Annotated in this window: 22 protein-coding genes and 1 other annotated feature; of the genes, 19 read left to right on the top strand and 3 right to left on the bottom strand. The window is 39.1% G+C overall.

Annotation, left to right across the window (positions count from 1 at the left end; genetic code table 11):
* The first annotated feature begins 79 nt into the window (after positions 1-79).
* The 5 genes from ftsA (at position 80) to AC5WOF_RS06645 (ending at position 5442) form a co-directional block, all read left to right on the top strand.
* The gene (ftsA, locus tag AC5WOF_RS06665) at positions 80-1315 is read left to right on the top strand and encodes a cell division protein FtsA (protein WP_496049163.1); all 1236 of its coding nucleotides are present in this window, start codon (positions 80-82) and stop codon (positions 1313-1315) included.
* Positions 1316-1331: 16 nt separating this feature from the next.
* Positions 1332-2483, top strand: a complete 1152-nt coding sequence (gene ftsZ / locus AC5WOF_RS06660; RefSeq protein WP_496049162.1) for a cell division protein FtsZ — start codon at positions 1332-1334, stop codon at positions 2481-2483.
* 371 nt (positions 2484-2854) lie between these two features.
* A complete protein-coding gene (locus tag AC5WOF_RS06655) occupies positions 2855-3535 on the top strand; it encodes a response regulator transcription factor (protein ID WP_496049161.1) in 681 nt (226 codons plus the stop codon).
* Positions 3519-5009, top strand: coding sequence for a HAMP domain-containing sensor histidine kinase (locus tag AC5WOF_RS06650; protein ID WP_496049160.1), 1491 nt, complete (start codon positions 3519-3521; stop codon positions 5007-5009). The genes AC5WOF_RS06655 and AC5WOF_RS06650 overlap by 17 nt, the downstream gene beginning before the upstream one ends.
* A gap of 106 nt (positions 5010-5115) precedes the next feature.
* Positions 5116-5442, top strand: a complete 327-nt coding sequence (locus tag AC5WOF_RS06645; RefSeq protein ID WP_496049159.1) for a hypothetical protein — start codon at positions 5116-5118, stop codon at positions 5440-5442.
* Between the two features lie 145 nt (positions 5443-5587).
* Here AC5WOF_RS06645 and AC5WOF_RS06640 read toward each other — a convergent pair whose 3' ends face one another.
* On the bottom strand, positions 5588-6154 hold the full coding sequence (locus AC5WOF_RS06640; protein ID WP_496049158.1) for a GNAT family N-acetyltransferase: 567 nt from the start codon (positions 6152-6154) through the stop codon (positions 5588-5590).
* 400 nt (positions 6155-6554) lie between these two features.
* On the opposite strand from AC5WOF_RS06640, the gene spoIIGA reads away from it, so the two are divergent.
* The 3 genes from spoIIGA (at position 6555) to sigG (ending at position 9128) form a co-directional block, all read left to right on the top strand.
* Entirely contained in the window at positions 6555-7463 is a 909-nt protein-coding gene (gene spoIIGA / locus AC5WOF_RS06635; RefSeq protein WP_496049437.1) for a sigma-E processing peptidase SpoIIGA, read from the top strand.
* Positions 7464-7476: 13 nt separating this feature from the next.
* Complete coding sequence (sigE, locus tag AC5WOF_RS06630) at positions 7477-8199, top strand: RNA polymerase sporulation sigma factor SigE (protein WP_496049157.1); 723 nt, start codon at positions 7477-7479, stop codon at positions 8197-8199.
* A 152-nt stretch (positions 8200-8351) separates the two neighbouring features.
* The gene (sigG, locus tag AC5WOF_RS06625) at positions 8352-9128 is read left to right on the top strand and encodes an RNA polymerase sporulation sigma factor SigG (RefSeq protein WP_240874880.1); all 777 of its coding nucleotides are present in this window, start codon (positions 8352-8354) and stop codon (positions 9126-9128) included.
* Between the two features lie 127 nt (positions 9129-9255).
* On the opposite strand, the gene AC5WOF_RS06620 is transcribed toward sigG, so the two are convergent.
* The gene (locus tag AC5WOF_RS06620; RefSeq protein ID WP_496049156.1) at positions 9256-10194 is read right to left on the bottom strand and encodes an LPXTG cell wall anchor domain-containing protein; all 939 of its coding nucleotides are present in this window, start codon (positions 10192-10194) and stop codon (positions 9256-9258) included.
* A 371-nt stretch (positions 10195-10565) separates the two neighbouring features.
* On the opposite strand from AC5WOF_RS06620, the gene AC5WOF_RS06615 reads away from it, so the two are divergent.
* From AC5WOF_RS06615 to AC5WOF_RS06575, 9 genes are all read left to right on the top strand, one after another.
* The gene (locus AC5WOF_RS06615) at positions 10566-10835 is read left to right on the top strand and encodes a YlmC/YmxH family sporulation protein (protein ID WP_240874882.1); all 270 of its coding nucleotides are present in this window, start codon (positions 10566-10568) and stop codon (positions 10833-10835) included.
* A gap of 83 nt (positions 10836-10918) precedes the next feature.
* Entirely contained in the window at positions 10919-11731 is an 813-nt protein-coding gene (pgeF, locus tag AC5WOF_RS06610; RefSeq protein ID WP_496049155.1) for a peptidoglycan editing factor PgeF, read from the top strand.
* Positions 11728-12417 carry a YggS family pyridoxal phosphate-dependent enzyme gene (locus tag AC5WOF_RS06605; RefSeq protein WP_496049154.1) on the top strand — a complete coding sequence of 230 codons (690 nt, stop codon included), beginning with the start codon at positions 11728-11730 and terminating at the stop codon, positions 12415-12417. Before pgeF ends, AC5WOF_RS06605 begins: the two co-directional genes overlap by 4 nt.
* 24 nt (positions 12418-12441) lie before the next feature.
* On the top strand, positions 12442-12846 hold the full coding sequence (locus tag AC5WOF_RS06600) for a cell division protein SepF (protein ID WP_496049153.1): 405 nt from the start codon (positions 12442-12444) through the stop codon (positions 12844-12846).
* Positions 12847-12873: 27 nt separating this feature from the next.
* Positions 12874-13155 (top strand): YggT family protein, encoded by a 282-nt coding sequence (locus AC5WOF_RS06595; RefSeq protein WP_496049152.1) that lies wholly within the window; start codon positions 12874-12876, stop codon positions 13153-13155.
* An 11-nt stretch (positions 13156-13166) separates the two neighbouring features.
* A complete protein-coding gene (locus AC5WOF_RS06590) occupies positions 13167-13943 on the top strand; it encodes a YlmH family RNA-binding protein (RefSeq protein WP_496049151.1) in 777 nt (258 codons plus the stop codon).
* Positions 13944-14158: 215 nt separating this feature from the next.
* Positions 14159-14977, top strand: a complete 819-nt coding sequence (locus tag AC5WOF_RS06585; protein WP_496049150.1) for a DivIVA domain-containing protein — start codon at positions 14159-14161, stop codon at positions 14975-14977.
* Positions 14978-15214, top strand: a binding site (T-box leader). It abuts the gene before it with no gap.
* Between the two features lie 42 nt (positions 15215-15256).
* Complete coding sequence (ileS, locus tag AC5WOF_RS06580; RefSeq protein WP_496049149.1) at positions 15257-18022, top strand: isoleucine--tRNA ligase; 2766 nt, start codon at positions 15257-15259, stop codon at positions 18020-18022.
* Between the two features lie 176 nt (positions 18023-18198).
* Positions 18199-18588 (top strand): hypothetical protein, encoded by a 390-nt coding sequence (locus AC5WOF_RS06575; protein ID WP_496049148.1) that lies wholly within the window; start codon positions 18199-18201, stop codon positions 18586-18588.
* Between the two features lie 294 nt (positions 18589-18882).
* Here the strand turns inward: AC5WOF_RS06575 and AC5WOF_RS06570 are convergent, their stop codons facing one another.
* Positions 18883-19710 (bottom strand): hypothetical protein, encoded by an 828-nt coding sequence (locus tag AC5WOF_RS06570; RefSeq protein ID WP_496049147.1) that lies wholly within the window; start codon positions 19708-19710, stop codon positions 18883-18885.
* Between the two features lie 300 nt (positions 19711-20010).
* On the opposite strand from AC5WOF_RS06570, the gene AC5WOF_RS06565 reads away from it, so the two are divergent.
* Positions 20011-20532: a GNAT family N-acetyltransferase gene (locus tag AC5WOF_RS06565; protein ID WP_496049146.1), complete on the top strand. Its 522-nt coding sequence runs from the start codon at positions 20011-20013 to the stop codon at positions 20530-20532.
* A 176-nt stretch (positions 20533-20708) separates the two neighbouring features.
* Positions 20709-21953: an MFS transporter gene (locus AC5WOF_RS06560; protein ID WP_496049145.1), complete on the top strand. Its 1245-nt coding sequence runs from the start codon at positions 20709-20711 to the stop codon at positions 21951-21953.
* Positions 21954-22000 lie beyond the last annotated feature (47 nt).

The raw sequence follows: 22000 nt of genomic DNA, 5'->3' as shown, positions 1-22000 counted from the left end.
TACTGTTGAATTATCACATGGAAGAGATACTATCTTATCCCGCTTTTCGATACTCTTCGGGCAAGGAGGTGCCCAAGACATGAGCAATGGATATCTAGTAACGTTAGATATTGGATCTTCGCAAGTACGAGTTGTAGTAGCGGAATTAACGAAGAATAGAACATTTCCTATCGTCGGTGTTGGTACTGCTGTGTCTCAAGGTATAAAAAAAGGAACCATCATCGACGTTGAACAAGCAGCAGGGGCAGTACGGCTTGCTATAGAACAAGCAGAGCAAATGGTTGGTATAGAGATTACAGATGTATATGTAGGTTTATCTGGTAATCATGTCTCCATCCAGCATAGCCATGGTGTGGTCGCGACTTTAAATCAAGATCGAGAAATCGAGGCTGTTGATGTGGAACGTGTGTTACAAGCAACAAAAGTTATCGCACTTCCACCAGAGCGCGTTATTATAGAAGTAGTTTCGAAACAGTTTATTGTGGATGGTATTCCTGAAATTCGTGACCCGATCGGCATGGTTGGGGTACGATTAGAAGTAGATGCCATGGTTGTTACTGGTTCCAAAACGGTAGTCCACAACGTTTATCGCTGTATAGAAAAAGCTTCGCTACATATGGCGGGATTCGTCTTTTTGCCACTTTCTATTAGTGAATTTACCCTGACAGCAGATGAGAAAAATTTAGGAGTTGTTCTAGCCGATATTGGTAGCGGAACGATTAAATTAGCATTTTATTCCCAAGGAAACTTGGCTGGTACAGCAGTTATTCCTATGGGTGGAGAATATATTACTACAGATCTAGTGTACGTTCTCCAAACCCAAAAAGATGTTGCCGAAGAGTTAAAATGTAGACATGGGATTGCAGTAAAGGCACATGCAGACAAACGAGAATCGATCCCGATTCCGATGATGGCAGGTAAAGAACGATATTCTTCACAGTTAGAACTGGCGCAAATTATGGAACCACGCATTATGGAAATTTTCCAGCTGATCAATCAGCAAGTCAAAGCAATGGGTTTTGCAGCAGAACCTGCCGGTGGTTATGTATTAGTAGGTGGAGTAACGGAAACTCCCTATCTATTAGAAGCAGCTAAATCCCAGTTAGGACAAGCAGTTCGTATTGCTAGATCAAAAGAAACTTCCATTTCCTCACCTGCTTTTTTAGCAAGTGTCAGCATGATCCATCAGTTAGCGAAGCAGGGAAGTATTTTAGTAAACAAACCACCTCGTAAAGAAACAGTGCCTCGGATGAAAGAAAAGAAGCGGCCATCTGCATTTCAGAGGATGAAAAATTGGTTAAGTGAATTTATATAGTGTTGGAGGGAATAGCATGCTGGGTTTTGACTTAGAGTTTGATATTGAACAAATCGCACAGATTAAAGTAATTGGTGTTGGGGGTGGAGGAAGCAATGCTGTCAATCGCATGATTGAAGCGGGTGTACAAGGTGTAGAGTTTATTGCAGTGAACACTGATGCCCAAGCATTGAATCGTTCCAAAGCGCCTATCAAATTGCAAATTGGAGAAAAGTTGACTCGTGGTTTAGGTGCAGGAGCCAAACCAGAAGTAGGTAAAAAAGCGGCAGAAGAAAGTCGTGAACAAATTGAAAATGTACTCCGCGGAGCAGATATGGTTTTTGTCACCGCAGGTATGGGCGGAGGAACCGGCACAGGAGCAGCTCCAGAGATCGCTCATATTGCTCGTGAGCTAGGTTCTTTAACAGTTGGGGTAGTAACCAAACCATTTAGTTTTGAAGGAAGAAAGCGTTCTGTACAAGCTGAGACAGGTGTAGCTTCTCTAAAAGAGAATGTCGATACGTTGATCGTGATTCCAAACGACCGTCTGTTGGAGATTGTAGATAAAAACACACCGATGTTAGAAGCTTTCCGTGAAGCGGACAATGTACTGCGTCAAGGGGTTCAAGGTATCTCCGACTTAATCGCTGTACCTGGATTGATCAACCTCGACTTTGCTGACGTGAAGACCATCATGACAGAACGCGGTTCTGCTTTGATGGGAATCGGTACAGCAGCAGGTGACAACCGGGCGACAGAAGCTGCGAAGAAAGCAATCTGTAGTCCTTTACTAGAAACATCCATCAATGGAGCACGTGGGGTATTGATGAATATTACAGGTGGAGCAAATCTCAGTCTTTATGAAGTAAATGAAGCTGCTGATATTGTGACCCAAGCCTCTCATGCGGAAGTAAACATGATCTTTGGGGCAGTGATCAACGAAGATCTTAAAGATGAGATCCTCGTTACCGTTATAGCAACTGGATTTGATAATCAATCCCAAGAAACGGGTGGAACAACACAATCCAAGAAACCTATTTTCCATGAACGGGAAAATGAATTTACTCCACTTTTTAAACACAATAACATTCGGCTTCAAAATGAAGAAAAGAACAACAAAAACACCAATCCTGTGATTGATGAAAGCTATGAAATCCCTACGTTTTTGAGGAATCAATTTAAAAAGTAATTAAATACAAATCGCGCTTTTATAATGTGCGCCCCTTAAAGTTAGGCCAAGAAATCTAACTTTAAGGGGTGCATTTTTAATGGAGAATTATGTTTTATTTGTAATATATTCTATAAATTTACTTAAAAAGTATTATATTTGAACTGCTGGATCAAATAGTTATGTTTTCTTCATCTGCTCAGATGAAAAAGGATGCTGCACCTATGTATGATGAGACAGAGGAGGGACTGTTTTGTGCTTTAGTACAGCAGCACGACCTGTATACGTGGTGTGCTTGTGCCGTTGTGAAAGGGGTATATCTTCGCTAGTATTAATTGTATCTATTTTTGTTAAAGTAAGTTTATAAGGATACAGGAAAGGAATCTTAAAACATGATCTTAATTGTAGAAGATGAAATCGCTATCTCGCGTGTTTTGTCTGCCTATTTGCAAAAAGCTGAATATACGGTAGAACGTGCCTATGATGGGAAGGAAGCAATAGCAAAATTTGATCAACTACAGCCAGAGCTTGTTTTGTTAGATGTGATGCTTCCTAAATCAGATGGCTGGGAAGTATTAAAACAAATACGGAGCAAAAGTCCATGTCCGGTAATTATGATAACAGCATTAGATAAGTTAGACGAAAAACTTACTGGACTCGATCATGGAGCAGATGATTATATTAGCAAACCATTTGAACCAAAAGAAGTAGTTGCGCGTGTACGTGCTGTTTTACGTCGGTATAATCAGATTTTAGAAGAGAAGGATGTTATCTATTATGGTGGATTAAAGCTTGATTTTCATGCTCACATCGTTATATTGCATGGAGAAAAACTTGATCTAACCCCACGAGATTTATCGTTATTATTGTTTTTAGTGAAAAATCCCAATCAAGCATTTACGAGAGAACAATTGTTAGATCATGTATGGGGAGCTGGTTTTGATGGAAGTGATCGATCTGTAGACCTAGCAGTGAAACGATTGCGGAAAGCATTATCCAAGTGGTCAAAAAAAGAAGGAGAAATTGTTACCTTAAGAGGAGTGGGTTATCAATTATATGTCCATTCAAAATAAAGCAAACAAGAAGCAGGTTTCATTAATTAAGCATTGGACCAGACGTTATGTACTCATTTTACTTTTATGTTTAATCATTGTGGGATTGGTTTCGAATTATTGGATGAAGTCATTGCAAATAGAAGATCGATTAACTTTTCTAAAGTTTTTTGCTAGAGATCTTGCTGAAAATCAACCTCCACTGAATCAGACGAAGGCTCCAAATAGCGATATAAATGCATCAGATCATAATGACTTTGATGAAAACATTCGTAAGCGAAAAGAGAGATTTACCGATTTAAAAGTACAAGTGATTAATGAAAAAGCATATATCCAAATTTCCAATCAGTATGGTAGAGCTGTTTTCCAAAATCAAGAGGTAAAAGATCCAGAAATTAAAGCAATCCTTTCTAATCAAAAATTAGTGACGAGAGAAGCAATTGAAACAATACATACAAAAAGTGTAGGGACATTGTATCTTATTTCAGAACCAATTCGTAAAAGTAATAAAGTAAATGGGAATCTTTATATGTTTATAACGGAGAAAGATCTCTTGGGGAATATCTCCAAAGATTTATTTATAACTTGGTTCATTATTATCGTATTACTAGGTATTTCAGGTTTTTTTATTATTTATTGGTTATCCATACGATTAACTCGACCTATCCGTAAAGTAGCCGATGCAGCATCGCAAATACGCAAAGGAAATTATCAAGTTTCCTTATCAGAAGAAGAAATTAGAGAAAAAGAATTATATGAGTTAGTTTCTTCGTTTAAAGAAATGGCTGTGCGCTTAAAAAAACTAGAAGAAATGCGAACAGAACTTTTAGCAGGTGTAACACATGAATTGAAAACGCCGGTTACCTCGATAAGTGGCTTAATACAGGCTGTGAAAGATAAGGTTGTCACTGGAGAAGAAGTTGAAGAATTTTTAGATATTTCAATTGCAGAATCAAAAAGATTAAAAAATATGATTAAAGATTTGCTGGATTTTAATTCCTATGCTGTCGGTGCAATTCAGGTAAACATAGAAGAGATGAATATGAATGAATTAATCAAAGAAGTTATTCATCATTGGCAAGTAACAAATAGACATGATTCCATCGAAGTAACTGTTTCCTTACCGGAAAATATACTTTGGGCGCTTGGTGATCGTCTAAGAATTCAGCAAATACTATTCAATCTATTGCGTAATAGTCAAACAGCTAATAAAGAAGACGGAAAGATTGAATTAAAATTGTATCAAGATAGTAAGGAAATGATCTCCGTCGATGTGATAGATACCGGCTGTGGAATTCCATTGTCTGAACAATCGTTTATCTTTGAGCGTTTTTTCCGTGGTGCTGCTAAAAAGGATCGAGTGAGTGGGTTGGGACTTGGGCTGCCTTTTAGCAAAATGTTGGCAGAAACACAGAAGGGAATTTTAGTTCTGACAGAAAGCTCATCAGATGGAACTACTTTTACACTTGCACTTCCAAGCGTTAATGTGAAATAGGTTAGGATTATTCAAAAATCTTTCAAAAATATAAATAATCTGGACATATACCTGACTTATTCCTTCTGTATAGTTACTCATGTATTTAACAAGGAGGTTACATATTATGAAAAAACAAATCATCACGATAGCATTAGTAGGAGCTGTATCACTAGGAGGATTAATTCCATTTGCTGGTACTTCACATGCAGCAGCCCTAGACAAGCAGTCAGTGAAATCTGTTGAACTCAAACATCAAACTCCAACTCCAACATCAGTAATAAAACATAGAAAACACGTTCCAGTAATAAAGCACAAAAGACATGTTCCGGTAATAAAACACAAAAAACATGTTCCAGTAATAAAACATAGAAAACATCATGTACCAGTAATAAAACATAAAAAACATCATGTATTAGTAAAACATGCTCCAATCCTAACACATAAAAAGTAACTTCACAGCACCATTAAAAAAGAAGTGAAATCAAAACAGTGCCGAGTCAATCAGCACTGTTTTTTTGTAGTTAAATGATATAAATAAATATAAAGAAAAACTTAAATTTTTAATAAGAAAAAAATCCCCTAAAGGATTCTTTTTCTTATTGACGATTCTGTTGCTCTTCCCACTCACTTCGTAATAAACCCATGACGATACGGTCATAGTTACTACCATCACGAAGTACAGCTGAACGCATTCTTCCTTCTATCTTAAAACCAACTTTTTCATAAGTTTTGATCGCTGCATCGTTATATTCAATAACATCGAGCCCAACACGATTCAAATTAAGTTCGTGGAAAGCATATCGCAACATAACTTTTATTGCATCTGTTCCAAGCCCTTTGCGGCGATATTTTGGATCTCCAATGCCAATTGCCAAAAGCCCTGATTGATTGTTCCATTCAATGGAGTGCAAGGCAACGAACCCGATGAGAACATCGTTTTCTATCGTTCGTATAGCAAATTGAAAACCACCCGGCATACGACTTTGTAAGCGGTCCGGGGTTTGTATCTCGTCTAGTGTTTTTGGATAGGCAATATCGGTATCCAATCTTCGGAGTGTATCTGCATCTTCATACCAATGAACCATTTCCATTGCATCATTTGCTTGAAAAGAAGTCAATCGCACTTGGCTGCCATGAAAAAGTGAAGTTAGCTTTAATGTCATTTCTTTATCCCTCTTTTTTTCTAAAAATTATCACCTCAGTTGTTGACGAAACGTTTATCCCAATCATTGGCGTTCATTCCTTTATGTAAGATATTATAATTTTAAATCGAAATTCTTTTTATTTCAATGAAAAACATAAAGAGAGCATGGATGTTTCATTCCAAGTCTTGTTTTGTTTGAAATGCAATTCTTTCATCAGCATCTTGAGAAATGAGAGTGAGCAGATCATCTAACTCAATTATTTGAATATTTAAAATAAAAATACCCTCCATAATTGCATGCCGTGATTTTTCCTTTTTCGCCAAAAGAATCAAAAATAGTTAGGCAAGTTTCAACAGACTTAGCAATATATATCTTTTATACTGCTTACGAAGGCCAAGGGAGAGAGGAGAGGGACTAGCTGGTTGTATATGCAGATGTCGTATTTGTTTTAAATGGTTGTATCGACTTTCTCTTACTGTGGCTGACTTCGGGCATACGGAAGGAGAGAACGACGGTACTTCGTTTGTTCTCTGCATCGATTATCGGTGGTCTGTATGCAACTCTTTACCTATGGCCAAATTTTACGCTGGCCTATACGCTTCCGGTTAAAATTTTGTCTTCTATCTTAATGATTTGGATCGTATTTGGCTATCGGAATCCGTTTGTATTTCTCCGAACTTTAGGAGTTTTCTACTTTATTTGTTTTGTGACAGGTGGAACAATGGTCGCACTGCATTATTTGCTTGTAGGGGACGCACAAGTAGCTGGGGGGATATTATTTACTGAGACAAAAGGATGGGGTTCTCCTGTCTCTTGGGTATTCATTATGATTGGCTTTCCGCTCGTTTGGCTTTATACCAAGTTTTCCTTCCAATCGATGAAAGAACGAGATCAGATTGAACAGTATATGACTGCTGTTCGCATCCAAATACAAGGGAAGAGTTTTGAGTGTACTGGATTAGTCGACACAGGAAATCAACTGAGGGACCCCATTTCACGGGCACCTGTCATGTTAGTAGAAATGAAGCAGTTGATCGAATTTGTTCCCGAAGAAGTACATCGGATGTTTCTTTCAAAAGATTGGGAGCAGAGTTGGAGTGAGATTCCGCCAGAGTGGATGGTTAAAATAAGAATTATCCCATATCGTGCAGCTAGAACTGATAGTAATATGATGATTGCTTTTAAACCAGATCAAGTAGAGATATGGAGAGACGACCAGTGGAATAATGTTGGAAAAATTCTCATAGGAATAGATGTCGGGCAATTATCTACTGATGGTTCCTATCAGGCGATTATTCATCCTTCCTGTTTATCTATTGTTAGTTAAGGAGGTAGTCATATTGTTAGTCAAATGGAGATTGTTTGCACAATTGTTCTGGTACCGTTTACTTATACACATGGGACTTCGCGGACGTGAAATTTACTATATTGGTGGAAGCGAAGCATTACCACCTCCATTATCGAGGGAAGAAGAAGAGCATCTACTCGTTCGGCTTCCAAGTGGGGATGCAGCTGTACGGGCAATGTTAATCGAGCGTAATTTGCGATTGGTTGTTTATATTGCTCGTAAGTTTGAAAATACTGGGATCAACATAGAAGATTTGGTTTCCATCGGAACGATTGGTCTTATCAAAGCCGTCAATACATTTGATCCCAGTAAAAAAATCAAACTAGCTACGTATGCGTCACGTTGCATAGAAAATGAAATTCTCATGTTTCTACGTCGTAATAATAAAATCCGTTCGGAAGTCTCATTCGATGAACCTCTAAACACGGATTGGGATGGCAATGAATTGTTGTTATCGGATATTTTGGGAACGGAAAATGATACGATCTATCGTGACATAGAGGATCAGGTCGACAAGAAAATTTTACGTTTGGCGCTCGATAGTTTAACGGAGCGAGAGCGAAAAATTATGGTTTTACGTTTTGGATTAAATGGTGGAGAAGAAAAAACACAAAAAGATGTTGCAGATATGTTGGGCATTTCACAATCTTATATTTCTCGACTAGAAAAAAGAATAATCAAACGATTGCGAAAAGAGTTCAATAAGATGGTCTAGGAAAACCTTTATATTTCTTTGTATTTTTTCTGATGACATAAGAGGATGACTACTAACACAAATTAGTTAATTTACATTTTATGTATTTGAATTATATTTTTCCCTCCGAAGGAGATACTTAACATGATTTCATCCTGAGGAGGGACTTTTTCTTGGCACGAAACAAAGTAGAAATTTGTGGAGTAGATACATCAAAATTACCAGTCCTAAAAAACCAGGAAATGAGAGAGCTGTTTCGCGAGTATCAGGCAGGGGATTTGGATTCTCGAGAAAAGCTAGTGAGTGGGAATCTCCGTTTGGTCCTAAGTGTTATTCAGCGATTCCATAACCGTGGGGAATGTGTAGACGATCTCTTTCAAGTAGGCTGTATAGGACTCATGAAAGCGATTGATAACTTTGATTTAGGTCAAAATGTTAAGTTTTCCACTTATGCAGTTCCGATGATCATTGGGGAAATCCGTCGTTATTTACGAGATAATAACCCTATTCGAGTATCACGCTCCTTGCGAGATATTGCCTATAAAGCACTCCAAATGAGGGACAACCTTACAAACAGACATTCTCGAGAACCCACGGTTCAGGAGATATCCAAAGCACTAGGTGTTCCCAAAGAAGATGTTGTATTTGCTCTAGATGCTATTCAAGATCCAGTTTCTTTGTTTGAACCCGTCTTTCAAGATGGAGGGGACCCAATCTATGTGATGGATCAAATTAGCGATGAGAAAGCAAAAGATATTCAATGGGTAGAAGAAATAGCTTTAAAAGAAGCGCTTGCCAGGTTAAATGACCGGGAAAAAATGATCTTATCTATGCGTTTTTTTGAAGGCAAGACTCAGATGGAAGTTGCAGATGAGATTGGTATTTCCCAAGCTCAAGTCTCTCGTTTAGAAAAAGCAGCTATTCATCAAATGCATCGCTATGTTACATAATATAAAAGAGGATTCAACTAATAGTTAGATAGGTAAAAAACAGCAAACCAGTGCGATTGCACTGGTTTTTAATTTGACTAATATAGGAAGAGACTTTATCTTCCATCAAAGCTCTGACTGAGGTCACTCAAGATGTTTTGTTTTTGCGATACAGCACTATTCCGATGATGAGAAGAACTAGACCTGCAACAATCATAAGAGGATAGCGGGTAGCTGTTTTAGGCAGTGCCCCACCATTCGATGCAGCGTCAGTAGTATCATTAGCAGTTGTAGTTGGTTGTGTTTTTGTATCTGTATTTGAGTTACTAGGATTAGGTGTAGGATTGTTATCATTACCTGGTGTTTGAGTGGAATCGTTTTTCACTTCAAACTTTTTCGAGTAATCAAATTTGATCTGTTCATCGTAATCATGCATTTGGCCATTAAAAGAGAAGGTTACTTTATATGTTCCATCTTTGAAGTCGGAAAAAGCATGGGAAAATTCGAGTCCATCAACATCTTTCTTACTATACTTGCCAACTACTTTTCCCTGTTTATCTTGTACCTGTATCTTCCACTTTCCGTAAGCCTTATCAATATTGGTTACATTAATTTTAAATAGATCTTTTCCTTTGATCGAATTATCATAAGTGACTTTTAGTCCGAAGATTTTAAATTGATCTGTCAGATTCATTTCTTTCCCATCTACTTTACCCGAAAAACCCACCTTTACATCCAATTCTTCTCCAAATTTATATCCTTTTAAAGGGATATTCAGAGAGGTTCCATTGTGCTGCTTGGATTCTTGTTTGAGTCCATTGTAATAATAAGTCCAAATTCCTTTTACTTTTGTTCCATTTTCTATTGTTGCTCTTAATTGTTTTTTTTGTGTATTCTTATCACTAATTTTCAGCTCTACGTTATTATCATGTTTTTGCGCTTGCTGATCAGAATTTAAATTTTCTGTTACATTCTGATTGATGTTGTTATTATTCGTATTGGATTCAGCAAAAATAGTAGATGGAGCATTAGAAATTAAGAAAAAAATAAAAAGAAAAGTAATCAAAGGAATAGTAAATCTTTTCATGTAGTAACCTCCTGTATTCCTTCATCTAAATAGTTAAGTATAAGATTCTTTTTTTCCCTGTATTTCTACTATATGCGGAATAAAGCGATTGATCTATTGGTAAATCATACATTTTAATAGGAAGATTTGTAATTACAAAAAATTCGCACCAATAAAATCTATGATGGAATAACTTTATGGTTTATAGAGCTTCTCAATAGGAAGATCTTTTGTGTCTAGTGTTTGATAGGGATTTATTGAATTTTAAAAAATTATAGTATAAGAATTTTTTTTATTTCATTCCATCTGATCAGAAGAAGGGAAGAGTGTTTAACGAGAATGTAGCTTCATATATATAAATATTATATGGTTGATATTGGGGAGTTGCGGATATGATGAAGATATCAGAGTTACAGGCAAAAGATGTGGTCAATATTGCAGATGGGAAGAAATTAGGGCAGATTCAGGATTTGGAGCTTGATTTAAAACAAGGACTCATCAAGGCTATTGTTGTTCCGACAGAGCAGAAGTTGTTTAGCTGGTTATCAAGCGGGCAGGAAGTGGTCATCCCATGGAATCAAATAGTAAAGATTGGTTCGGATGTTATATTGGTACGTTTAGGTAACAGATACCAAGAAATGGATGCTTATACACAAAAATAACAAGATTCCTTAATAGGAATCACTTTTTTGTTTTGGTGTAGTCTCTTTTGAAATGTTAAGATAAGACATAGGAGGCTATCTGCATGGAACCATTTGTATTATATAGTAAAAATCATCCCTATTTGCATTTAGCGCAATGGGAATCAACCTTTCCACATTTGGTTGCTGGTATGAGTACACGTACCGAGCAGAATCGCAATTATGCATTACATGTCGGAAATGATCCCGAACAAGTAATCACCAATCGGCAATACTTGGCAAAGTCTTTATCTTTTCCTTTTGAAAGTTGGACTTGTGGAGAACAAGTTCATCAAGATCATATTGAATTGGTTATGAGTGCCGATCGCGGAAAAGGAAGAGAAACACGAGATTCTGCGTTCGCATGCACAGATGGACTTATCACGGATGAGTCTGATATATTGTTAGCCTCATTTTATGCAGATTGTGTACCTCTTCTCTTTTATAGCCCTGATCTGGATATGATTGGGGTCGCTCACGCAGGATGGAAAGGTACTGCGGCCAACATTGGTGTGAGCATGATAGAAAAATTTCTCAAGTTAGGAGCGGATAAAAACCAAATTTTGGTAGCGGTTGGTCCATCTATTGGTAGTTGTTGTTATGAAGTAGATGACCGTGTGATGGAACCGCTTTATCAGTTGTTGCCAAAAGCATTTGATGAGTCTATATTTATACCTACAACACGAGGACATTATCGACTGGACCTAAAGAAAGCAAATCAACATTTGCTTTTATCCACAGGACTAGCCAATGATCAGATTTTGGTAAGTAATCGCTGTACCCAATGTGAAGACACTCTGTTTTTTTCTCATCGAAGAGAGGCGACGAACGCAGGGAGAATGGTTGCTTTTATTGGGAAAAGAAGGAGTAAGGAATGATAGTTATGGAACATTTTTCAAAAAGGATTGCGGAAATTAGGCATCGTGTTGATAAAGCATGTGAACGTGCTGGCCGTAGTCCTGATGAAGTAAATATAGTAGCAGTTACCAAATATGTCGATATAGAAATAACCAATCAAGTGATGAATGCTGGATGTTTGCATATTGGTGAAAGTCGTGTGCAACAAGCTGTGCCAAAATGGAAGCAGCTGGGAGACAGAGGAACCTGGCATTTCATCGGTCATCTTCAGAGGAACAAAGCAAAGGATATTGTTGGACGTTTTGAATATTTACATGCATTAGAAAGTTTACAGCTGGCAGCTGAGTTAGATAAAAAATGTGCTTCAAATCACAAAAAGATAAAATGCTTTATTCAAGTGAATGTATCTGGAGAGAAAACAAAATTTGGAATTTCTCCTGTCGAATTAAATGATTTTGCAAGGTCAATGGCGAATTTTTCACATATTGAGCTTGCGGGCCTGATGACAATGGCACCAAATACTCCCGATCGAGAAGAAGTGCGACCCGTTTTTCGGGAGTTAAGACACTTGCAAAAAGAGTTACAGCGCCAGCAATTTGCTGTTCCACATTTATCGATGGGCATGTCGCAAGATTTTGAGGTAGCTATCGAAGAAGGAGCTACTTTTGTGCGATTAGGTTCTATTCTAGTGGGGACAAGCTCTTAGACGCCCGGTAGGGAGGAGAGGATTGTGACAATTATGGGAAGATTTATGAATTTTTTCGGAATGAATGATGATGAAGAGCAGTTCGATGAGATGGATCTAGATAGAGAGCCAAACAATAATGCAAAAGGGAAAAGTAATATTGTGTCTTTACATACACAAAAAAATATTCGTTTGATATTGATTGAGCCACGTGTATTTGAAGAGACACAAGAGATTGCGGATAATTTAAAAAGTCATCGTCCAGTTGTAGTAAATTTACATCGAGTCAGACGTGATCAGGCAAAACGTGTAATCGATTTTTTAAGCGGTACTGTTTATGCACTGGGTGGTTCGATCCAGAGGGTAGGGGATCATATTTTCATTTGCACCCCTGCGAATGTAGATGTACAGGGCACGATTACGGAGATCATGAACGACGAAACTTTTTAAAATTCTTAGTTGAGGTGACTTTAAGCCATGATTTTACTCGATTATGTACCTACTATTATTAAATGGGCTTTTAACATCTTTGAGATTCTACTCATTATATACATCCTTATGTCTTGGGTCCCTCAAGCTAAAGATTCCCCGATTGGCATCGTAATCGGCAATATAGTAGAGCCATATCTCAATATATTTCGCCGTTTCATCCCGCCAATTGGTATGATTGATTTTTCTCCAATTGTTGCAATTTTTGCCCTTAAATTTGTACAGATTGGACTACTGACCGTCTGGTTTTGGATTGTTTCTCTCATATAGGAGTCTGGGCTATGGATGATCATCAACTTTTTACTCATTTTCGCAAAGAGGAACATGCTTTTGTTGAACGGGGACTTGATTGGATATACCAAGCATCTAGGAAGCACAAAGAAGTACTAACTTCATTTTTAGATCCAAGAGAACAATATATTTTATCTACACTGGTCAATCGAGAGAATCAAGATATCCGCATGGAAAAAGATGGTGGATATACAAACGCAGAAAGATGCCGCATATGTATATTTCCTGAATATCTCTTTCCGGATGCAAATGCTTTTTCTCTTGTTTATTTAAGTTTTGATAGCGAATTTTCATTGGAGCATAGAGAAGTTCTCGGCTCTCTACTTGGACTTGGTATTCAGCGTTATATGCTGGGAGATATTTTACCTAAATTAAATGGTGCAGATGTCATAATAGCAAAAGAAATGAAAGATTATGTGATGGATACCTTGACAAAAGTGGGGAGAAAGGGGATTATCATTTCGGAGATTGCTCGTGATCAACTTTGGACAGAGCAACAACAAGGAATGGAGCAACAAGCTGTTGTCTCCTCTTTACGCTTAGATACCATCATTGCAGCTGTTTGTCGAATTTCCCGTTCTAAATCTGTTGATTTAGTTCGATTAGGTAAGTGCAAGGTAAATTGGCAAACGATCGATCAAGCTGGTTATATTGTTACAACGGGGGATGTTATTTCCGTTAGAGGTTATGGTAGAATTCGACTGAACGAAGTGCGAGAAGCGACAAAAAAAGGGAGGCTTCCTATACGATTTTTACGCAATCTCTAGCTGTTTCCAGTTATTTCTACATAGCTAGGTGGTAAATAAGCAGGATATCTGTTAATATTGTCGAATAGGGAAGGCATGCGATAGACCATACAGGAGGTATGCTTAGATTAAGAGAGAGAAATCTTTCTAGTAACTAACTATAATCCTAAGTGGTACTACTTTTGTCTGTGATCGGGACTATTTCTAGAGCATGCAGTTAATTTGGAGGTGCATTCATGCTAACGACGACTGAGATACACAGCAAAGAGTTTAAACGCTCTTTTCGTGGTTATGATGTCGATGAGGTTAATGATTTCCTAGATCAGATTATACGAGATTATGATTTGATTATTAGGGAGAAAATGGAATTAGAACAACAAGTGGAAGAGTTGCAAGCTGAATTAGAGGGAGTTATGGAAGGCGAGTCCATGTACGCTAATTCGCAACAGCAACAACCGGTTCAAGAAGTTCCAGCTCAACAAACCCCGTCTCGCTTTGCTGCGGATAATACGATGAATTCCTTGCAACCTACAGCAGCAGCGCTGACCTCGATGGAACAAAGCATCCATAAGTCGATTCGAGTTGCGCAAGAAGTGGCTGACGAAGTTCGTCTAAATGCGAAAAAAGAAGCTGAACTTATTGTGCAGGAAGCGGAGAAAAATGCAGACCGTATCATCAACGAAGCTCTTACCAAAGCTCGTGCGATACACACGGAATTGCTTGATTTGAAACAAAAATCTACGATCTATCGCACTCGATTTCGTACCTTAGTTCAATCTCATCTTGACATATTGGATAACTCCGATTGGAATTCACTAGAAGAAATTGAACAAGGGCTTGACGAACATGATAAACAACTTGAACAATTATCAGAAGTAGACGATAATCAAGACTATATGATTGAAAATACATTACCAACTATTCAGCATGATTTTAATGATGAAGATGCTTTAGTAATGGATGAAGTTGCAGTTTCTTATATGGAAGAGGAAGAAGAACCTCGCCGTGAATTACGAAGAACTTCACGTAAATTAAAGAAAAAAGCAATGTTCTAGTCAAAAGTATGGAGTGGGACAAGTAGCTAGAAATACTCTTTCTGCCAGCGAGCTAGGGATGGTGTAAGCCTAGTAAAGAGACTTTATGCTATATCACCCAGGAACTGTTCACCTGAACTTCAAAAATCGATAAGTAAGGTGAGACGGCTGACTCTCGTTAACGAGTTATGAGGTAGTGGCAATATAAAATGTCACTACGAATTTGGGTGGTACCACGAGAACCTTCTCGTCCTATGGGATAGAGGGGGTTTTTTTATTTTATTGTAAAGGATTGGGAATATGGCCGATTATAGTAAAACCCTCCAATTACCAAAAACTGCTTTTCCGATGAGAGGGAATTTGCCTAACAAAGAACCAGAACGCCAGAAACGTTGGAAAGAAGAAAAAGTGTATCAGCAAGTTTTGCAAAGACGTCAGGGTGCCCCTAAGTTTATCTTGCATGATGGACCTCCATATGCAAACGGAGATCTGCATATTGGACACGCTTTGAATAAAATCTTAAAAGATTTTATTGTTCGGTATAAATCACTTGCTGGGTTCGATGCTCCTTATATTCCGGGTTGGGATACACATGGTTTACCAATTGAGCATGCTATTGTTACCAAGAAAAAAGTAGATAGAAGATCAGTTGATATTCCAACTTTTCGAGATCTTTGTACAGATTATGCGTTATCTTTTGTGGAACGGCAAAAATCCCAGTTTGAACGATTAGGTGTACGTGGAGATTGGGAAAATCCATATATTACGCTTAAACCTGAATATGAAGCTGAACAAATTCGTTTATTTGGAGACATGATGGCAAAAGGTCATATTTATCGTGGAATGAAGGCCATCTATTGGTCCCCTTCTTCGGAGACCGCACTTGCCGAAGCAGAAATTGAATACCATGACAAACGATCTGCTTCTATTTATGTAGCTTTTCCAGTGATGGAAACTGGGGGTGTTCTTCCAGAAGGAAGTGAAGTAGTAATCTGGACAACCACTCCTTGGACAATCCCAGCAAATTTAGGGATAGCTTTAAATGAAAATTTTTCCTATAGCCTTGTAGAAACTGGGGGCAGAAAACTCGTATTAGCTACAGATCGGGTAGCCTCCGTAATGAAAACGATCGGTGTAGAAGATTATAATATAACGAATAATTGGCAAGGGAAAGAACTGGCTGGTGTCGTTTGTCGTCATCCATTCTATGATCGGAAAAGTCCCTTAATTTTTGGAGACCACGTTACATTAGATGCTGGTACAGGTTTTGTACACACTGCACCAGGACACGGGGAAGATGATTTCTGGTTAGGTAAGAAATATAATTTAGGTGTGCTTTCTCCTATTGATGAAAAAGGAAAATATACGGATCAAGCACCTGGATTTGAAGGTATTTACTATGAAGATGGAAATAAAAAAGTTACGGAAAAATTAGAAGAGGTAGGAGCATTATTAAAACTCACCTTTATCACACACTCTTATCCCCATGATTGGAGAACCAAGAAACCGATTATTTATCGGGCTACGGAACAATGGTTTGCTTCTATCGATGGATTTCGAGCAGACATGTTAGAGCAGATCAAACAAGTGAAGTGGACTCCAGAATGGGGTGAAGTAAGGTTATCCAATATGATAGCTGATCGTGGAGATTGGTGTATTTCTCGTCAGCGCGTTTGGGGTGTACCACTGCCGATATTTTATTGTAGTTCTTGTAATCATCCCCATATCAATGAAGAAACGATTGGATTTATCGCCGATTTATTTGCGCAAGAAGGTTCAAATGCTTGGTATAAAAAAGATGTGACTGAGCTAATGCCAGAGGGACACATTTGTGAACAATGTGGTGCTAAAGAATTTGTGAAAGAAACAGATACGATGGATGTATGGTTTGACTCAGGCAGCAGCCATCGTGCAGTGCTCACTCAGCGCGAGGAGACAGTATGGCCTGCTGATTTGTATTTAGAAGGCTCGGATCAGTACCGGGGCTGGTTTAATTCCTCTCTTTCTACTGCTGTAGCAACAACAGGACATGCCCCATACAAAGCAGTTTTAAGTCATGGGTTTACCTTAGACGGAGAAGGACGCAAGATGTCGAAATCACTTGGAAACACCATCGATCCAGCCAAGGTGATGAAACAATATGGAGCGGATATTTTGCGACTATGGGTAGCTTCTTCTGATTACCAAGCTGATTTCCGTGTATCCGATGAAATCTTGAAGCAAATCGCGGAAGTGTATCGCAAACTTCGTAATACATTCCGGTTCTTACTTGGAAACTTAGCGGACTTTGATCCTAGAGCGCAGCAAGTATCCATAGATCAAATGGATGAATTAGAGAAGTATGTACTCATCAAGTTACAAGCATTGGTAGAACGTGTGACCAAAGGCTATGAGAAATATGATTTCAATCTGGTTTATACCAACATTCATCAATTTTGTACCGTATTTCTCTCACAGTTTTATCTCGATGTACGAAAAGACAGATTGTATGTCGAAGCACCAAATTCCGTTTCTCGCCGTGCGACACAGACCGTTCTACATGAGCTATTGGTGACACTTGTTAAGTTATTAGCACCTATTATCCCGCATACAGCAGATGAAGTTTGGGAGTATGTTACTGGTGAAAAAGAAACAAGTGTTGAGTTGACGGATTTTCCAGTAGTAAATGTTGATATACTAGATTCTGTATTGGAAAAGAAATGGGATCAATTTTTAACCCTTCGTGATGTTGTATTTAAATCATTGGAAGAGGCACGTACTGCTAAGGCCATTGGAACTTCACTAGGAGCAAAAGTGGACATCACACCAGGATTTGAAGCTGCAACATTGCTAAATCGAATTCCAGAACTCAAAGATTTGTTTATCGTATCTGATGTGGAAATTCACCCGGTTTCTGGAGATGTAGAAACGATTGAAGTACAAGTAACGGCTGCATCTGGTGAGAAATGTGAGCGTTGCTGGGTAATCTCCCCATCTGTGGGTCAGAATGAGCATCATCCATCACTTTGTGATCGCTGTGCTCCTATAGTTGAAGATTGTTATACGAATGAAATAGATGTTTCATAGGAACAAGAGTTGCTAATTAGCAACTCTTTTCTTTTTGGTTACAAATCAAAGAAATGATTGAAAAAAATTGTCTGAAAATGTTGGAAACGGTTACTTTAATGTTTAATATTTCTTATAATAGAAAATGAGTCCCAATTTTAAACGGATTAAATCTATAATTGTGAGGTGTTTCCATCTTGATTAAAACCGTTTCTATTTACAAAGACATTGAAAACGTGGAACTATTTGAGCAATTTTACAAAAAAGTTATCTTTCCACGGCTTCATAAATTTCCTGGTGTTCTTTATACAGAGGTTACAAGAATGGTTCCGATCAGTGAGGAAAAAGTAGCAGAGGCACTTAAAGGAGTCGAATTTATTTTAGAAACCTACTTTGAGTCTTATCAAGTATTGGATACAATTTATTCGACCCCAGAGGGGCATGAATTAATGCAGTTAATTGAAGATCATTCCCCAGGAGAAATGAATTCGTTTGTAGGGAGTAAACAAAGATTTTTGGCTGATTGGTATAAAAACAGACAAGACCAAGATACAGATTCTGATCAAAAATACCTTGATTCTTTTTAAAGGAAAATATCAATATACATAGGAAAGAAACTAATCACATACCTATCACTCTATTCACATAACGAAGAAAAATTTGATCCATTTTCAAGACCCCTAGAAAGACTTATAGGGGTCTTGAATGTGTTAGGAACTACAAATATTACGGATAGATATCTTGGAATGCACTCGATTTATATGAAGTAAGGTTTATGATCAGCGCCGCTGAGAAATAGGAAAGCCTTTCCCAGCGGTGGAGGGGTGGATGAATGATTGTCATCCGCCCCTCCTTGCTGGAGCACACATGCAGACAGGTCATCAGACCCGTTCGCCGTCGACTTCTACCGTCGGCCAATCGGGGTCGGTGTCGACGATGATTTCCTTCCCAGTATAGGGCTTGTAGTCACTGTACACACCGCGGTATAGGGCCTGCTTCTGGGGATTGGTTGTCATGGCGGTGTATACGAACCCACCGACCTCGACTTCCTCTGCCATGAGCTTGTGTTCCTTGCTCTTGGCAGAGGCGTTACCCTTCAGAGAGATGGTGCCGCGAATCTTGATGGACTCCGCCTCACAGTCGAACCCGTACAGCTTCAGGCGGGCGAGCTTTTCGCCTACACCTGTTACCTCTTCGATGTTTCCCTGCTCGGAGAACACCGTCGAGCCCCAGGTGATCGCCTTCCTCTGTCCGGTGGTTCGTGTGGTGCTCACCTCACCGATGACACCTCGGATGCGGCCATCACGGATGATGGTGATGTTGTTCGGGTGATCCGGCACCTCCACAGCGTGCCTCGGCTGGCAGCAGTAACGAGCTTCGTACCCGTAGTAGCCCTTGCAGCTTCCGCGGACGATGATGTCTTCGTCACCGATCTGGATGGAACCCTTAGCACTCACCCGGAGGTGGGCGAAACCCTCTTCCAGCTGATAGGTCTCATAGGTTCCGTCGATTTTGATGATCTTGTCGTCCTTACGAACGACAGTGCCGCTTGCACGAACCGTCCCGTCGAGGAACTCGATCTCGGCACCGATCAGTGTTTCCGTGCCGTCCTCGTTCGACCGTCGGCCGGTGGCCGTCCATTTGTAAGTGGCGGTCTTACCGCCCAGACCGAGGTCGATCGAACCCAGCATCTCGCCAATGGCAGGCATGGCTCCCCCTTCAAGGGATGTGGTGCTCCAGCAGTTTGTACAAATATTATACTACGTTGATATAGAAAACAAAATATACCCAACTTTCGATCATGACGCATCAAATGTACAGACGCTCACAATTTCCACGATAAGTGAATATAGCAGAGCATTTTCTTGCATTACTTATGTAGTACAAACCAAATGGATAATATATAAATGTGACGGAATGTGATTCAAGTTAACTCTAATTCACTAACTTTTACAGTTAGAAGGATTAACTGTAAAATAATGAACAGGTATTGCGGAAGGGAGTAACAAATGGATATTCGCAAAGGAACAATGGATGATCTTAACAAAATCGTAGAAATGTATATTATCGCCAGACGTGACCTTCAAGAAAATGATATTCACCAATGGGATCACAACGATCCTAGTATTCAGATGTTACAAGAAGATATAAAAAAGGGAAACTTGTATGTCGCGGTTCAAAATGAAGATATTCTTGGTTCTATTGTTTTAGACGAAGAGAAAGAACCTGAACATAAAGATATCGATTGGGCAGTAGAAGATGGTAAAGCTCTCTATTTGCATCGATTAGTGGTTCATTTGGATTTTCAAGGAGAAGGCACAGGCAAAGTTTTAATGGAATTTGCTGATCAATATGCCAAGGGGCGTGGTTATACTTCTATTCGTCTCGATGCTTATGAAGAAAATGAAGTAGCTAGAGGGCTGTATGAGAAGTTTGGATATAAAGAGATGGGACAAGTTTATTTCCCAAGAAGGGAAGTACCCTTTTATAGTTATGAGAAGAAAATACAGACAGAGCGTAAACAAAAATAGATACAGGGTAAGAAAAATAATCCTATCTCCAATAGTGAGATAGGATTATTTTTTATCTTTTACAAAGGTCACTGCTTACATTTTTTCAGAATAGATGATAAAATACCATGATTTACCTGTTCGTAAAAGGGTTCTTCGTTTAAAATCTTTATGTCGGCCTAACTAGAGAGAGAAAAATGGAAACGACGATTATTGTCCAGAAGAACCAACGATGGTGGACAAAGGAGTATGTATACATTGTCCTTGTCAACTTCTGTTTGATAGGGGCATTTTATCTCATTGCTCCAATCCTGCCGCTGTTTTTGGAGCAGGACAAAATGACGGTATCGGAAGAAGAAGTCAATCTGGCTGTGGGAATCTTTATTCTTCCCACCTTTGTTTTCCGACCTGTCTCGGGATATCTTTGTGACCGGATTGGTTATAAGTCGATCGGCCTTGTCGCAATTGGGTTGATGGGACTGTCCTTCTTTGGATACGCAACAGTAAAAACTGGAGACCAACTGATTGTCTGGCGATTGGTTCATGGTGTTGCATATGGCTTGTCCATCCCTCCAGTAAAGGCATATTGTACACGCATTATCCCTAAAGGAAGCATCAAGGGGCTAGGTTATTTCAGTGCTTCTGGGGATTTGGCGATGACAGCAATGACTGCATTCAGCTTGTTCATGGCAGAAAACGGTCATTTTTGGGACGTTTTCAAGGTTGGGATTGCCTTCGCCTTGCTCGGGTTTCTTCTCTTCAGTGTACTAAGGAAGCCTGAAGTGGTGAGGATGAGCACAGGAATCCTTCAAAAGGATGAAAAACAGATGTCCTTGCCCCAGGTTTTCAAGGTGATCAGCCCATTTGCTTCGATTATGGGCTTGGCTACGATCTACACTGCAGGTGTAACCACCTATATCTACCCTTATACGAAAGAAATGGGGTATGATGGTCACGCCTATAAGTTTATGATGGTCAACTCGCTAGTCATCCTGTTTGGTCGGGTGCTGGTGAGTAGTTTTGCTCGCAGTCAAGAAAGTAGTGGAAAAGGCTTGGAACGAAGTCGCTTGGTAACTGTATCTTATAGTTGCTTTGCGATTGGTCTTCTTTGCCTGAGCTTCGGGAAAAATTTGCTTTTCTTTTACATTGCCGCAGTGGCTAATGGAATGGGGCTCAGCTGCCTTGCTCCTTGTGTTTACTCGCTGGCAGTTGTTTTTGTTCCTGAAACCAGAAAAGCGATGGCTACAGCTATCTTCTACACGATCTATGACCTTGGAGCAGTTTTGCCTCCCGTAGGCAATGCTTTAAGAGAATGGATTGGGTTTGGGTACCAGGGTATGTGGATGATGGATTCACCGTGCATGATGTTGTCCGCTGTCTTGGCTTACCTACTCATCATCAAAAAATCCCATACAATCTGGGATGAAACACCAAACGAATAATTGGTGTACGGTAGCCGGTGAACAAGTGAAAACTTGTCTGCCGGCTG

The organism is Shimazuella sp. NTD250 (assembly GCF_059510375.1).
Note: the sequence above shows the minus strand (reverse complement) of the source record. Positions and strands in the feature narration are given on the sequence as shown.

What these genes read in the sequence shown, in the direction of transcription:
- AC5WOF_RS06590 (WP_496049151.1), top strand. Translation starts at nt 13,167, where the DNA reads ATGGATGATCATCAACTTTTTACTCATTTTCGCAAAGAGGAACATGCT.
- ileS (WP_496049149.1), top strand. Translation starts at nt 15,257, where the DNA reads ATGGCCGATTATAGTAAAACCCTCCAATTACCAAAAACTGCTTTTCCG.
- pgeF (WP_496049155.1), top strand. Translation starts at nt 10,919, where the DNA reads ATGGAACCATTTGTATTATATAGTAAAAATCATCCCTATTTGCATTTA.
- AC5WOF_RS06595 (WP_496049152.1), top strand. Translation starts at nt 12,874, where the DNA reads ATGATTTTACTCGATTATGTACCTACTATTATTAAATGGGCTTTTAAC.
- AC5WOF_RS06585 (WP_496049150.1), top strand. Translation starts at nt 14,159, where the DNA reads ATGCTAACGACGACTGAGATACACAGCAAAGAGTTTAAACGCTCTTTT.
- AC5WOF_RS06640 (WP_496049158.1), bottom strand. Translation starts at nt 6,154, where the DNA reads ATGACATTAAAGCTAACTTCACTTTTTCATGGCAGCCAAGTGCGATTG.
- AC5WOF_RS06615 (WP_240874882.1), top strand. Translation starts at nt 10,566, where the DNA reads ATGATGAAGATATCAGAGTTACAGGCAAAAGATGTGGTCAATATTGCA.
- AC5WOF_RS06570 (WP_496049147.1), bottom strand. Translation starts at nt 19,710, where the DNA reads ATGCCTGCCATTGGCGAGATGCTGGGTTCGATCGACCTCGGTCTGGGC.
- AC5WOF_RS06605 (WP_496049154.1), top strand. Translation starts at nt 11,728, where the DNA reads ATGATAGTTATGGAACATTTTTCAAAAAGGATTGCGGAAATTAGGCAT.
- AC5WOF_RS06655 (WP_496049161.1), top strand. Translation starts at nt 2,855, where the DNA reads ATGATCTTAATTGTAGAAGATGAAATCGCTATCTCGCGTGTTTTGTCT.
- AC5WOF_RS06645 (WP_496049159.1), top strand. Translation starts at nt 5,116, where the DNA reads ATGAAAAAACAAATCATCACGATAGCATTAGTAGGAGCTGTATCACTA.
- ftsA (WP_496049163.1), top strand. Translation starts at nt 80, where the DNA reads ATGAGCAATGGATATCTAGTAACGTTAGATATTGGATCTTCGCAAGTA.
- AC5WOF_RS06565 (WP_496049146.1), top strand. Translation starts at nt 20,011, where the DNA reads ATGGATATTCGCAAAGGAACAATGGATGATCTTAACAAAATCGTAGAA.
- AC5WOF_RS06620 (WP_496049156.1), bottom strand. Translation starts at nt 10,194, where the DNA reads ATGAAAAGATTTACTATTCCTTTGATTACTTTTCTTTTTATTTTTTTC.
- AC5WOF_RS06560 (WP_496049145.1), top strand. Translation starts at nt 20,709, where the DNA reads ATGGAAACGACGATTATTGTCCAGAAGAACCAACGATGGTGGACAAAG.
- ftsZ (WP_496049162.1), top strand. Translation starts at nt 1,332, where the DNA reads ATGCTGGGTTTTGACTTAGAGTTTGATATTGAACAAATCGCACAGATT.
- AC5WOF_RS06650 (WP_496049160.1), top strand. Translation starts at nt 3,519, where the DNA reads ATGTCCATTCAAAATAAAGCAAACAAGAAGCAGGTTTCATTAATTAAG.